Genomic DNA, 14,707 nt, shown 5'->3' on the forward strand with positions numbered 1-14,707 from the left:
TTTTTTATATTGCGACTATAAATTGCTATTGACACTGCTGATTCCCGGATTCGTTGAAAATTCTGTTCAATTAAATCGATTTTGTCTATCTTTGTAATCAGCTGCAAAGGTATAACGTATCCAAATATTGAGCTTACATACATTTGAGCGATCCCAAATATTTTTATGGAATATAATACAACAAGAAATCATCTGACCATACGGGAGTATGGCCGAAATGTACAGAAGATGGTGGAATACATCTTAACCATTGAAGACCCCGAAAAAAGAAAGAAAAATGCCTATGCCGTTATCGAGTTAATGGGCATCCTGAACCCTTCGCTGAAAAACGTAGAAGACTACAAACATAAATTATGGGACCATCTTTTCCAGATCTCCGATTTTAAGCTGGAGGTGGATGCGCCCTATCCCAAGCCTACCAAAGAAGAGCTGAGCGCCAAGCCGGACCCGATCCCCTACCCTACCCGCAGCTCAAAGCTGGCACACCTGGGGGCGAACCTGGAAAGCCTGATTGAAAAAGCGCTGCAGGAAACGGACCCCGACAAAAAACAGGGCTTTGCCAACAGCATTGCGTATTACATGAAGCTGGCGTACAGCAACTGGCACAAGGAAATTGTACATGATGATGCCATACAAAGTGAGCTGAGTGATATTACCAACGGCCAGCTGGCCTTTACCAATACGCCTAGCGTAAAAGCGTTTCGCCCGGATAATAACAACGGTCGCGATAACAAAAGTAATTTTAACAAACGCAATAAGTTTCAGCCACGAAACGGGAACGGCGGCAATAACAACGGTAACAATAACCGCCGCAACAATAACAACAACGGCGGTGGCTTTAAAAAGAAGCGTTTTATTTAAGGTATTTAACTATTGATGCGCAAGCCCGGTTTAGCCGGGCTTTTTTATTGACCTCACCTTGCATTTTTCTGCATGTTCCCGGGCAACATGTTTTCTCCGAAGCTGAAACAGGATTAAAATCACCGGTCTGGCTAACCGCCTGTTTTTAATCGACGACATATTAAGCCGGCAGCCGCAGGATAAAAAAGGACATTTCTGAAAAAATGCTGATTTTTGACGCAGGAATCATCTGAACAATGAGTAAAAAGCTGGAGTGGCACTTGCTTGCCTTACATCCGAATGAATTGAATTTTAATGAAGAGAACCTGGCGGAAATCAAGATTGGCGGCAGGCATTTATGTATTGCACGGTTTCATAAAAAACTATTTGCCTGTGCAGCCAAATGCCCGCACGCAGCCGCTCCATTGGCAGGCGGATATGTAAATGTACAAGGTGATATCGTTTGCCCGGTACACCGGTACAAATTCAATTTGGAAACAGGGCGTAACACCACGGGCGAGGGTTACTTTTTAAAAACCTACCCGGTGGAAGAGCGGGAGGATGGCTGGTATGTGGGCATTGAAAGAGATAACTGGTTCGGGTTTTAGTTGCTACCGGTTATATTTCGCGCAGCAGCGCAAAGAAGCGGCGAACGCGAGGGTTGCCTTTCCTTCATCTTTAGTCTTGGAGCTTTGGCCGCTCATAAAGCTCATACCTCGCGCAGGTCCCCCGACCTGTGCGTATTTTGTTACTTGCCCCATCATTAAATATGTAATTAATTTTGTATATTTACGCTACAACTTATGAAAAGCAATAAGCAGTCGTTATAAATATACAGATAAGGATGGATGTTATTTTGTAATGGCCACCGTAGCAGACTGGGTGGATGTGTTTACCAGGGATATTTACCGGGATATATTATTAAACAGTTTAAGGTTTTGTCAAAAGCATCAGGGCCTGTTGATCTACGCATGGGTGCTTATGCCCAATCATTTTCACATGATTTGCTCTTTCAGGGAAAAAAATGCTGGAATGGTATTAAAGAATATTAAAAGTTTTACGGCCATAAGGATTATTGATGCAATTATTAACAACGAACATGAAAGTCGCAGAAACTGGATGCTGGATATTTTTGAAAAAAATGGAAACAAAAATAGATGCAACTATCGCTTTCAATTCTGGCAGCATGAAAATCACCCCATACTTCTGGATTCGGAGAAGAAATACCAGCAGCGGCTGAAACTATCTGCATCAGAATCCCGTAAGGGCCGGATTCGTTTTTGAGCCGGAGGATTGGAAATATAGCAGCGCTACTGATTATTACACGAACCTGAAAGGACTGCTGGTTCTTGATATTTGGTAGCGACTAAGTAACGCTTGTGCACAGGTCGGAGACCTGCGCAAGAAAAGATGATTCCATAACTCCACAATTCGCGCAGGTCTCTGACCTGTTCGGGCCTGTTACTTGATCGTTTCAGTGAATTGGACTATTCCGTAAGGGCGGGTTTTGTTTTTGAACCGGAGGATTTGAAATATAGTAACGCTGTGATTATTACGCGAACTTGAAAGGCTTGCTGGTTCTTGATATTTGGTAGCGACTAAGTAACGCTTATACACAAGTCAGAGACCTGCGCAAGAAAGGGGGCACTCATAAAACGATTATACACTGTTTACTTTTTTAGATAATTAGGCGCCGGAGTAGCCCAATAACCCAGATTGTGTTGTACGTTGAAATTGGTAGTGTCCCGGTAAATAGATACTTTGGAATTTACAGATTTAAAGCCGTTACCGCCAGTAACGGGTTTGCCTGAATTGATAAAGCTGACGAATCTGACGGGCTTTACTGTGCCCCCGTTTGCGGTAATATCTACCGCCGCCATTGCTGAGGGCTGAAAGCTGGATTGCTCTTTATATTTTGTATGGCCGTTTAAAGACTGCCACCAATGCAGATCTTCTCCAAACATAGAAGTGTGCGCCTTCCACAATACAACGCTTTTGCCGTTTACGGCCGCCGGCACCCGTTGCTCCCCAATAAAATCGGTTGCGCCATTACTTTTATTGGTCACCCATAAGCCCCACCATTTGCCAAGACTGTCTTCGCCACTGGGGCCCTGCTTCAGCTCAAACCGGTATTGCTGCCCCGGCGTCCAGTTGTATTTATACATGATCTGATAGCCACCACTTTCATCATTGGCAGCATTTACCATTCCTTTCGATTTTCCGCCATTAGAACCCCAGATGGAAAAGTTGATCACTTTTCCCTGGAACGAATTTTTGAAAATTCCATTTGTTTGAAAACCCGCATAGCCGCTACCAACGTTTCCGGTAGCATTAACCAGCGAAAAATTATAGGCATAGTAATGTAATAAACCCTGCTTTGCCAGGCTTGGCGGGGGATCCGCAACCGGTACAAAAGTCCATTCCAGGCTCGCATAGCCTTCCCCGGCAGGAAAATACCAATCGCTATAAGTGCCACCCGGACTGTAATATACAGGCTCGCTGCTTTTTGATGTATCGCTGTTTTGGGCAATCACCGTTACTCCTGGCAATAAACAAACCTGGAACAATAGAAAAATCAAGCGCTTTTTAGGACTCATCGTTATGTGTTGCTGGAATTAGAAATTATAGCCGGCCGCTGTGATCACTGCCCTGTAACTGCCGCCTCATCCAGCATCCAGATGGTTTGCCCTTTCTGCGGAGCTACGCCCTGCACCGGGTAAAGGTATTTGGCGTTCTTTGCAAAGATCTTCTTGAGGATGGGGTATTTGTTGGCATCACCCACCAGCAGCATCACTTCTTTACTTTTATTGATAAGCGTATAGGTAAAACTGATGCGCCAGGTTTGTTTGCTTTCTACCCATACTTCTTTTACCAGTCGCTTTGTTTCGGTTAAGATAGTCGTGCCCGGGAACAGGGAGGCCGTATGCCCATCATCACCCATGCCCAAAAGAGTCAGGTCGAACTGAGCGTTTCTTCCAAGGATGGCTTTTACGCTGGCTTCATATTCCTGTGCGCACTTTGCAGGTTCGCCTTTTGTGGGGGTGATGAAAATATTTTTCCGGGGAATCTTAACATGATCCAACAGTGCCAGGCGGCTCATCTTATAATTGCTTTCATCACTGGTGGGGGGTACAAAACGTTCATCACTCCAGAAGACGAGTACGTTCTTCCAATCGATATTATTACTGAAGGCCGGTGTGGCCAGTATTTCAAACAATCTTTTGGGCGTACTGCCACCGGAAAAAGCTACGGTAAAACGACCGTTGGCCGCGATGTTTTTTGCAGCGGCACTTACAAAATGATAAGCCGCAGCAAGGCTTAATGCTTCTTTATCTTTCCAAACAAGTTGAATCGGGTTGCTCATGATTTCATTTCTTTTCTGCGTTCTTTGCAAATATAGCGGTCTCTGCCATTCGGCGGCGGCAGCAGCACCCATTGGAAGCCATCTTTTTTGATCAGCTGTTCTGCTTTTCTCGGGCCCCAGCTACCGGCCGGGTATTTTTCCAACCCAGTCTTTCCATTCCTCTCCCATTCCTGTAAAATGGGCATTACAATGCTCCAGGCCGTTTCTACCTGGTCTGCCCGCATAAACTGGGTGGCATCACCTTCCAGAGCGTCCAGCAGTAAGGTTTCATAGGCTTCCGGCGGCTGTTCGGTAAAGGATTCATAATAGGTAAAGTCCATTTCAACGGGCTTCAGCTTCATCACGGGGCCGGGCACTTTTCCTTCAAACAGCAGGGTGATCTCCTGTTCCGGCTGTATGCTGATGATGAGCTGGTTGGGCATTACATCATCCTTAAATATTTTAAAGGGAGAGTCTTTGAAGGTGATCACGATCAGCGAGGATTGTTTTTGCAGGCACTTGCCCGTACGCAGGTAAAAGGGTACACCCTTCCAGCGGTCGTTATCGATATACAGCTTTGCCGCTGCATAGGTTTCCGTGGTGGACCCCTTGGTAATGCTGGTTTCCTGGAGATAGCCCTGCTGGTGTTGCCCGTCAATTTCGCCGGCGGTATATTGTGCCCGCACCACATCGGATGCTACGGTGGCGGGCGTAAAGGGGCGCACGCTCTTCAGTACTTTTACCTTTTCGTTGCGGATGGCTTCCGCATCATTGCCCTTCGGACAATCCATACCCACCACGGAAAGCAACTGCATGAGGTGGTTTTGAATCATATCGCGCAGGGCTCCGCTCTTATCATAGTAACTGCCACGTGTGCCCACGCTTACCTGCTCGGTTACGCTGATCTGTACGTTTTCAATAAAATTCCGGTTCCAAAGCGGTTCAAAAATATAATTGGCAAAACGGAAGGCCAGCAGGTTTTGCACCACTTCCTTGCCCAGGTAATGGTCGATGCGGTAGATCTGCGCTTCTTCAAAATTATCTTTGAGCAGTTTATTCAGGGCCTTGGCAGACGCCAGGTCGGTACCAAAGGGTTTTTCCACCACAATGCGGTCTTTGTTGGGCTGTGGAGCCAGTTTGTATTTGGAGATCGACTTGGAGATGGGATCAATAAAGGCAGGGGCTACGGAGTAGTAGAACAGGCGGGTGGCCCGTTTCTTCCAGTCTTTGTCATTCTTATTCAAAATGGTCTTCAACCGGGTGTAGGTATCATCCAGCGTAAAATCGCCCTGGAAGAAATAGAGCTTTTTGATGAAGGCATTCCATTGTTCCGGTTTTGCCTTTCCGCTCCTGGAGAAATTATTTACCCCTTCCAGCATATGCTTTTCAAACGAATCTTCGGGCATGCCCTGGTAATGCACTGCGTAGATCGCAAATTCATCCGGCATATAGCCATGTATAAACAGGTTGTAAAAGGCCGGGATCAGTTTTCTCCAGGAAAGGTCTCCAAAACCGCCGAAAATGACAATATTGGCAGGCGTTTGTTTAAAGCTCATATAAACGGTTTAATGTTTTTACGCCACAAAGACGCGAAGGCACTAAGTTACGCAAAGGAATGTTTAAAAGAACGGATCTCGCCACAAAGACACGAAGTCACAAAGATGCAAGAAGGGGGTTGTGCGGTTTCAAAAATCTTTATGTTTCTTGGAGTCTTAGCGCCTTAGTGGCCCAGCATTTAAAGCACCATTCTCCTGATCCCGTTTTCGGTCAGCGGTACGGAGAAATTAGTAATAAACCCCAGATGTCTATCTGAAAGTTTAAGATAGCTCAACAACTGCGCCTCCCAAACCGGATGATAATCTTCCTGGGCTTTTAGCTCTACAATCATCAGGTTGTCGACCAGAATATCCAATCTTAGTCCTTCGGGGAATTCTATATCATCATATTTTATTGGAACTTTCTTTTGCGGGATGAATGGTATGTTTCTTTTGGAACCTTCATAACAGAAACATGTTTGATAAACGGATTTCAATGAGCTGGGTCCTAGTTTATAATGATATAAGCACTATCGACTACTTGCCTGGCCTGGGCTTCCCGATGGGCATTAAAGCTGCTGTTCATTTTGATGTTTTTTAGGTTCGCTAATGAACATAAAATCAGGGAAGGAAGCTAATGTCACAAAGAGGAATATCAATACCACTAAGACATAAAGTCGCCAAGATGCACAAAGGAGTAGTACGCCTTTAAAAATCTTCGTGTTTCTTAGAGCCTTAGTGCCTCCGTGGCAACAACACTACTTTGCTTCTGCCGGTGTATACGGCCAGTCTGTATGAAAACTTCCCGGCTTGTCAATGCGCTCATAGGTATGTGCGCCAAACAGATCGCGCTGTGCCTGTATGAGGTTGGCGGGCAAACGCTCCGTAGTATACGCATCAAAATAATTCAGTGTGGAGGAAATGGAGGACGCTGCTACGCCGGCATCCATGGCCGTTTTGAGGAAGGCCACCATTGTCTTGCGCTTTTCTTTCAATATGCCTGCAAATTGTGTGGAACCAATAATATTGGTTAAGGCCGGCTCTTTTTCATATGCGTTGAACAGGTCTTTTAGCAACACCGAGCGGATGATGCAACCGCCCCGCCATACTTTTACCACGGTTTTGATATCGATCTCGTAATGGTAATTGGCCGATGCCACCTGTAGCAGCTCCAGTCCCTGGGCATAAGCCAGCATAAATGAAAAATGCAGGGCATCCCGGCAAATGTTTTTAAGTGCCTCCAGGTTGGTACCGGTTTTTTGATTCTGGTGATCGTAGAGCTTTGAAAAAGCCGTGCGTTCGTCTTTTAGTGCGGACAGGTAACGCATGGAAACGGCAATATCGATCGTAGGCAGGGGCACATTAAGCTCCAACGAACTTTCGGAGGTCCACAAGCCCGTGCCTTTTTGTTTGGCTTTATCCAGGATCAGGTCGATGAGGTCTTTGCCGGTTTCGGGATCCTTTTCACGGAAGATCACCGCAGTGATCTCGATCAGGAAGGATTGCAGCTCGCCCTGGTTCCATTCCTCAAACAGGTCGGCAAACTGTGCATTCGTCATGCCTTCGTTTTTCAGCACTCCATATACTTCACTGATCATTTGCATAATGGCATATTCAATACCATTGTGCACCATCTTTACATAATGTCCGGCTGCGGTATGGCCCATATAGGCTACACAAGGCTCACCTTCTGCCTTGGCGGCAATGGCTTCCAGGATATCTTTTACCAGTTCATAGCTTTCTTTGTTGCCACCCGGCATCATACTGGGACCAAAACGGGCACCGTCTTCACCGCCGGAAACACCCATCCCGATGAAATGGATCCCGGAGTTTTGCAGCTCCTGGTATCTTCGTTCGGTGTCAATAAAATGCGAGTTACCGCCGTCAATCAGGATATCGCCTTTCTGCAATTGCGGAACCAGTTCGCCGATAACAGCATCTACGATCTTCCCGGCGGGCACCAGCAACATGATGATACGGGGTGTTTCCAGTTTTGCAACCAGCTCTGCAGAAGAGGCTGCCGTGGAAACCGGTTTGCCTTTTCCTGCTTCTTCAGTGATCTTCCGCTGGTTTTCATCACGGTCGTAACCGCAAACCTCAAACCCATGATCCGCAATGTTTAATACCAGGTTCCGACCCATTGTTCCCAATCCAACCATACCAAATCTTGCAGCCATAAACTTTTTTTTCTAAAGGTAATACTGCATTAACAAAATCATAAAATAATTTGTTCGAATGCACAATTTTAACAACGATCGGTCGTTTTACGAGGATTTTCGTTACTTTCACGCAAGGAAACGGCCTTATTTATTTAGATTCATTCAACGAAACGATCAGAAATGTTGAGCAGCAAAGCATTATTTAGAATGGCATTGTTGATGGTGGTGCTGTACGCCTGCGGCACTTCACAACCTGCCCGAAGGAATGTGTTGTCCGGAACACCGCCGTCGAACCAGAAACCTGCCAACCAGGACAATGGCCGGCACCCTAATCAAACCACTTTTACCAGGCCCGAACAGATTACTTCAAGAAAACCACCGGAAGAACGGCCTGCTGTAAATACGAAAGTTGAACGCAGGGAAGAACCGGAAACCGATAATACTACTGCCACTGCTTCAGCCAGTTACCGCTCCCCGGCTTTTTACAAAAATATTACGGACAGTATCCAGCGCGTTGCCGCAAAACCCAGCTATTATAAAATAACTGAGAACCTGTTCAAGGAAATGACGGTGGTACCCAATCCCAAGAACCCCGCAGTAAATTCCCAATGGTATACCACTGTAAACTTTGATGCCCGCAAACCCAATTTTGTCATCCTGCATCATACCGCTCAGACCAGTGCCGAGCAAACCTTATTTACCTTTTCTGTTTCGCGTACCAGTGTAAGCGCTCATTTTGTGGTGGGCAGGGATGGGGTCACCTACCAGATGTTGAACGAATATATGCGTGCCTGGCATGCCGGAAGGAGCAAATGGGGAGCCATTACCGATATGAACTCCTGTAGTATCGGTATTGAAATAGACAACAACGGTACGGAACCTTTTTCTGAAGCACAGATCAGTTCCCTGATCAAATTGCTAGGCTATCTGAAGGACAAATTTGGCATCCCCCAAGCTAATTTTATCGGACATTCGGATATCGCCCCCGTGCGTAAAAATGATCCCAGTAAATATTTTCCCTGGAAACGGCTGGCCGATGCGGGTTTTGGCTATTGGTACGATTCGACCAACCTGGCAGAACCGCCTGCCGACTTCAATGCCTTGCTGGCCCTTCGGGTGATTGGCTACGACATTACCACTCCGGCTTCCGCAATCCAGTCGTTTAAACTCCACTTTATACAGAACGACAACTCACCGATGTTAACAGATTACGACAAAAAAGTTTTATACAACGTATACCGGAAGTATTGATTCACCGGAAATCCCCTTAATTTTAAAAAAGATATTTTTGTAACCTCCATATCTAAACAGTATGGAGGTTTTTAGTTAAAGTGAAAATTGATGACAAAAGAACATAAACGCCTAGCAGAAAATGCAAAAAAAGCCATCCCGCTGGAACAATGGGGGCCCTATGTAAGCGAGCGTCAGTGGGGTACGGTAAGAGAAGACTACAGTCAGAATGGTGACACCTGGAACTATTTCCCATTCGATCACGCACATAGCCGTGCGTATCTTTGGGGAGAAGACGGTTTGGCCGGTATTTCCGATTATTTTCAAAACCTCTGTTTTGCAGTAGCCTTGTGGAACGGGAAGGATAAAATCCTGAAAGAACGTTTATTCGGATTGGGTAATCATGAAGGCAATCATGGTGAAGATGTAAAAGAATTGTATTTCTACATGGACAACCTGCCTACACATTACTACATGGAATACCTGTATAAGTATCCTCAGGAAGCCTTTCCATACGAACAACTCCGGGAGCAGAACCGGATGCGGGATAAGAACCAAACGGAGTACGAAATACTCGATACCGGTATCTTCAACAACCGCAAATATTTCAATGTGCATGTTACCTATGCAAAGGAAAGCAGTACGGATATTGCCATAAGGATCAATATTACCAATCTTTACAGCGAAGCGGCCCCTGTTACCATATTGCCGCTGCTTTGGTTTTATAACCGGTGGGCGCACGGCTCCAATACAGCGGTACCGGATATTGCCTGGGTAAACGATCATACCGTGGTGGCGAAGCATAACCGTATCGGGGATTATTATTTTTATTTCCAGGGAGCCGATGATGCATTGTTTACGGATAATGAAACCAATTTTGAAAAACTCTTCGGACGTCCCAACACCAGCATTTTTGTAAAAGATGCATTCCATGATGCCATTATTGACGGGAAAAACATTGACCAGTTGCGCATCCGGAAACATGGAACCCGCTTTGCACCGGTATTTGAGCGCACGATCAAGGCCGGCGAAACCATCTCCATCTATTGCCGGCTCACCAATCAGCCCTCGGAAAATCCCTTCAGTGAGCATTTTTTACAGTTGTTTGATAAACGCAAAAAAGAGGCGGATGCATTTTATGAAGCAATATTGCCCAAAGGCCTCCATCCCAATGTAGCAAGGGTACAGCGACAGGCGCTGGCGGGGCTTTTGTGGAGCAAGCAGTATTACCATTATGATGTAGAGCGCTGGCTGAGTGTGTCCGATGGCATCACCCCAATCGTTCCTTCCCGGCTTACCGGTCGTAACAGTGAATGGACGCACCTGAAAAACCAGGACATCATCTCCATGCCGGATAAATGGGAGTATCCCTGGTATGCAGCCTGGGACCAATCATTCCAGTGTATTTCTATGGCGGTGGTAGACCCGGTATTTGCAAAAAACCAGCTGCTGTTACTGATGCGGGAATGGTTTATGAAACCGGACGGACAGCTGCCTTCCTATGAATGGAATTTCAGCGATGTGAACCCACCGGTACAGGCCTGGGCGGCCATGGAGATTTATGAAATTGAGAAGAAGGCAAAGGGGAAGGGGGATATCGATTTTCTGAAAAAAGTATTTAACAAACTTACCATCAATTTTACCTGGTGGATCAACCGGAAAGACCTTAAGGGGGACAATATCTTTGAAGGTGGCTTCCTGGGCCTGGATAATATCGGGGTGTTTAACCGCAGTTATCATGATAAGGGCGAAATGCAGTTGGAGCAGGCAGACGGCACCAGCTGGATGGGGATCTATGCGCTGAATATGATGGATATTGCTTTAGAGATTGCCGTGGTAGACCCTTCCTTTGAAGACATGGTGACCAAATTCTTTGAACATTTTGTATTGATCGCAGAAGCACTGAATGATCACGTGCTGTGGAACGAGGAAGACCAGTTCTTTTATGATGTACTGTGTATGCGGGATGCCGCTCCACAGCCGCTCAAGATCCGATCGATTGTTGGACTGACCTCGCTGTATGCGGTAAACATCATGAACAAGGATATTTTTGACAAACTACCCGATTTTAAAAAGCGGTTCACCTGGTATAAAAATTACCGGCTAAAGAATGACCTGTTCTGGCCTAATGAAGAAAAGGGAGACGGCGAAGAAATGCTGATGTCGCTGGTGCAGCGCGACCGCCTGAAGGCATTACTGTCCCGCTTACTGGATGAAAGTGAGTTTCTATCTGAGGGAGGCATCCGGGCATTGTCGAAATACCATGAGTCCAATCCGTATTCCGTTGCCATCAACGGTGAAGTGCATTCAATCCGCTATGATCCGGGCGACTCCACATCGGATATGTTTGGCGGCAATTCCAACTGGAGGGGACCGGTGTGGATCCCGATTAATTTCATCATCATCCAATCGATCCGGAGACTGGGCAAATTTTACCATGATTCCTTCCTGATGGAATATCCTACGGGCTCGGGAAACAAAATGAACCTGTTTAATATTTCAACGGAGTTATCCAAACGGGTGATCAGCCTCTTTCAAAAGGATACAAATGGCAGCCGGCCGATTTACGGGGAATACAACTGGTTTTTCAGCCTCCCGGAAAACGAGGACCTCATCCTGTTTTATGAATATTTCAATGGAGACTCCGGTCGCGGGCTGGGTGCCAGCCATCAAACCGGATGGTCTGCACTGGTAGCAGAGTTGATCAGTGAATTGGCGGATAAGGAATAAGCCGAAAACTATAAGGTGTTTCAGCTTGTTTGCTATCATCGGTTAAATCTTATAAGTATAAATAAAAAAGCATCGTGCTTCTGTTTCAAAACCGGTTTCCCGGCCTTTTCACTTACTAACCCGATGCTTTTTTAATAGCTTCTGCATTGTTGCTGTCTGGAAACTTAGTTACAGTTGTGCATTCCTGTTACAGACCACACAGCTAAAACGACTGATTCCCGGCAACCGGCAAGGCTTCCGCTGTTTTGCTTAAAATTCCGGGCGGGCATTTGCACTTCCCTCATGCCGAACGCTTCAATACCTTTCGGTATTCTGGCTGTTCCGCCTTTGAGTAAGTGCACCCATCCCTGCTTTATTAAGCGAAGACGCTTCCTGTCTTCTGGCTGCTTAACCCCGATTCTGTCCTTCATCGCTGTCAGACAAACCGGTATTCAACAACCTGATTTCAAAGAAACTGTCGGTGCGCTTTTGACAAAATCGCCTAATAAATTATTCGTTTCATCAATTGCAATTTGAAGATACGATCCGTAACTGCCCGATTCCAAATTTTTTAGGCGGTTGTTTTGCAGTTGTTGTGAACAACACAATACACAAAAAAAACGGGTTATGCACAATAAATTGAAGTTTTGAACCCATTATGCCCAAAATAATACACATCCTGGGTTTAAGATGCCCCTGAATGCATCATATCAAGACGCTGTTTATTTGAAAACTTTGAACAGGTTATGCCGTGAAAATTAAAATATATTTATTTTCATGCCCTAATTGATCCTTTAAAATGAAAATATTTTTAAAAGCGGCTATATGGGGCATCGGAGCGGCCCTTTTGGTGAGCACCTTTCCGGTCCAGGCACAAAAACAAAAAAAATTTATTGATCCTGTCAATATGGACCGTTCGGTAAAACCCGGCAACGATTTTTACGAATATGCCAGCGGAACCTGGGTAAAAAACAATCCCGTGCCGGCCAAAGAAACCCGTTGGGGAAGTTTTAATATGCTGCGCGATTTTAACATCAACGCCGTAAAATCGATCCTGGAAAAAGCCCGGGCCAATACAAATGCACCGGCCGGTTCGGTGGAAAAACGCGTGGGCGATTTTTATGCTGCCGGCATGGACAGCGTAGCTATTGAAAAACAGGGTTTTGCCCCCCTGAAGGCGGACCTGGTTTCCATTGATGCGATAAAAACGCTGCCGGAGCTGCTTCAAAAAATAAACGGGCTCCGGGCCAATGGCATCGCTTCTCCCCTGTATGGATTTTTTGTAGGGCAGGATCGCAAAAACGTAGAGGTAATGATCCCGCAGCTCGGCCAGGGCGGCACCTCGCTTCCCGACCGGGATAACTATTTAAAGGATGACCAGCGGTCGGTACAGATCCGCGCAGCTTTCTCAAATTATATTACCACCCTTTTTGCACTTGTAGGCACTCCAAAGGACCAGGCTACCGCAAATGCAGCCATCATTTTTAATATTGAAAAACAACTGGCGGCTGCGCAGCTCAGCCGGGTTGAAATGCGCGACGCTTACCGGACCTATAATAAATTTTTCCTCGATGATCTGTCAAAAACCACTCCGGGGTTCAACTGGAAAGAGATCCTTTCTGAACTGGGAGTAAAAGGTGAAGATAGTATCCTGGTAAATAACCCGGCGTTTTTTACAGCGGCAGCAGCAATGCTGACGACAACGCCGCTGAGCGACTGGAAAATATATCTCAAATGGAACCTGCTCAAAGGTGCGGCTCCTTATTTAAGCAGCCCGTTTGTAAACGCCAATTTTGCATTTACGCAGGCCTTAACGGGACAAAAAATTCAAACGCCCCGCTGGCAGCGCATATCTTCCCTGACCGATGGGAACATTGGTGAATTGCTGGGACAATTGTATGTAAAAGAATATTTCAAACCCGCTGCAAAAGCTAGAATGGAGGAACTGGTTGCCAATCTGCGTAAAGCGTTTGAAATCCGGATTAAAGGCCTGGACTGGATGGGCGCGGCTACCAAAGAAAAAGCGCTGGCAAAACTGGCCGCCTTCCGGCCGAAGATCGGGTATCCTGATAAATGGGAAACCTATGACGGCTTGAGCATCGATCGTAACAGCTTTTTTCAAAATATCCGGAATGTAAACAACTGGGGCTATCATTTTATGATCAGCCGCCTGGGTAAACCGGTAGACCGCGAGCGCTGGGGAATGACGCCCCCAACGGTAAATGCCTATTACAGCGCAACACTGAATGAAATCGTTTTTCCGGCCGGAATTTTACAGTTTCCCTTCTTCGATCCTAATGCAGACGATGCTGTGAATTATGGTGGCATCGGCGCAGTGATCGGACATGAAATGTCTCATGGCTTCGACGATAATGGGAGTAAATACGATGCAGACGGTACGCTCCGGAATTGGTGGACGGAGGAAGACCGGAAAAAATTTGAAGCCAAGGCGGATGCTCTTGCCCGGCAGTTTGACAGTTATACCGTGTTGGACACGCTTCATGTGAACGGGAAACTGACACTGGGTGAGAATATTGGTGACTTGGGCGGACTGAATGCGGCTTATGAAGCCTTTAAGATGACAAAGCAAGGCCAGTCTGGTAAAAAGATCGACGGCTTTACACCTGACCAGCGTTTTTTCCTGGCCTGGGCTCAGGTATGGAGAGGAAATATTCTTCCAGAAACAGCAGCACAGCTTATTTTAACCGATCCGCATGCTCCAGGGCCATACCGTACCATTGGTCCATTAGTGAACATGGATGCCTGGTATCAGGCATTTGATGTTAAGCAGGGAGATAAGCTGTACAAGAAGCCTGAAGATCGGATCCGGATGTGGTAAATGACCTGTGCTCCCGGAAGCACAACGCCTACACCGGATACCTAAACCAGCA

10 protein-coding genes are annotated in these 14,707 nt (G+C 46.2%); 5 read left to right on the top strand and 5 right to left on the bottom strand.

The window, feature by feature from the left end; all coding sequences use genetic code 11:
* The first annotated feature begins 165 nt into the window (after positions 1–165).
* Together LL912_RS15225 and LL912_RS15230 are read left to right on the top strand one after the other, a co-directional pair.
* On the top strand, positions 166–861 hold the full coding sequence (locus LL912_RS15225; RefSeq protein WP_235554434.1) for a DUF4290 domain-containing protein: 696 nt from the start codon (positions 166–168) through the stop codon (positions 859–861).
* A gap of 236 nt (positions 862–1,097) precedes the next feature.
* On the top strand, positions 1,098–1,448 hold the full coding sequence (locus tag LL912_RS15230; RefSeq protein WP_235554435.1) for a Rieske (2Fe-2S) protein: 351 nt from the start codon (positions 1,098–1,100) through the stop codon (positions 1,446–1,448).
* A 1,062-nt stretch (positions 1,449–2,510) separates the two neighbouring features.
* Here LL912_RS15230 and LL912_RS15235 read toward each other — a convergent pair.
* The 5 genes from LL912_RS15235 to gndA form a co-directional block, all read right to left on the bottom strand.
* Positions 2,511–3,437 (bottom strand): DUF3472 domain-containing protein, encoded by a 927-nt coding sequence (locus LL912_RS15235; RefSeq protein WP_235554436.1) that lies wholly within the window; start codon positions 3,435–3,437, stop codon positions 2,511–2,513.
* A 44-nt stretch (positions 3,438–3,481) separates the two neighbouring features.
* Positions 3,482–4,204, bottom strand: coding sequence for a 6-phosphogluconolactonase (pgl, locus tag LL912_RS15240; RefSeq protein WP_235554437.1), 723 nt, complete (start codon positions 4,202–4,204; stop codon positions 3,482–3,484).
* Positions 4,201–5,739, bottom strand: a complete 1,539-nt coding sequence (gene zwf, locus LL912_RS15245) for a glucose-6-phosphate dehydrogenase (protein WP_235554438.1) — start codon at positions 5,737–5,739, stop codon at positions 4,201–4,203. Before zwf ends, pgl begins: the two co-directional genes overlap by 4 nt.
* Before the next feature lie 179 nt (positions 5,740–5,918).
* Positions 5,919–6,215: a GxxExxY protein gene (locus LL912_RS15250; protein ID WP_235554439.1), complete on the bottom strand. Its 297-nt coding sequence runs from the start codon at positions 6,213–6,215 to the stop codon at positions 5,919–5,921.
* Positions 6,216–6,476: 261 nt separating this feature from the next.
* Positions 6,477–7,895 carry an NADP-dependent phosphogluconate dehydrogenase gene (gene gndA / locus LL912_RS15255; protein WP_235554440.1) on the bottom strand — a complete coding sequence of 473 codons (1,419 nt, stop codon included), beginning with the start codon at positions 7,893–7,895 and terminating at the stop codon, positions 6,477–6,479.
* A 162-nt stretch (positions 7,896–8,057) separates the two neighbouring features.
* Between gndA and LL912_RS15260 the strand changes: the two genes are divergently transcribed.
* The 3 genes from LL912_RS15260 (at position 8,058) to LL912_RS15270 (ending at position 14,655) form a co-directional block, all read left to right on the top strand.
* Complete coding sequence (locus LL912_RS15260) at positions 8,058–9,128, top strand: N-acetylmuramoyl-L-alanine amidase (protein WP_235554441.1); 1,071 nt, start codon at positions 8,058–8,060, stop codon at positions 9,126–9,128.
* Between the two features lie 90 nt (positions 9,129–9,218).
* Positions 9,219–11,837 carry an MGH1-like glycoside hydrolase domain-containing protein gene (locus LL912_RS15265; RefSeq protein WP_235554442.1) on the top strand — a complete coding sequence of 873 codons (2,619 nt, stop codon included), beginning with the start codon at positions 9,219–9,221 and terminating at the stop codon, positions 11,835–11,837.
* Positions 11,838–12,615: 778 nt separating this feature from the next.
* Complete coding sequence (locus LL912_RS15270; RefSeq protein ID WP_235554443.1) at positions 12,616–14,655, top strand: M13 family metallopeptidase; 2,040 nt, start codon at positions 12,616–12,618, stop codon at positions 14,653–14,655.
* Positions 14,656–14,707: the final 52 nt, after the last annotated feature.

The organism is Niabella agricola (genome assembly GCF_021538615.1).
Classification (GTDB): Bacteria; Bacteroidota; Bacteroidia; order Chitinophagales; family Chitinophagaceae; genus Niabella; species Niabella agricola.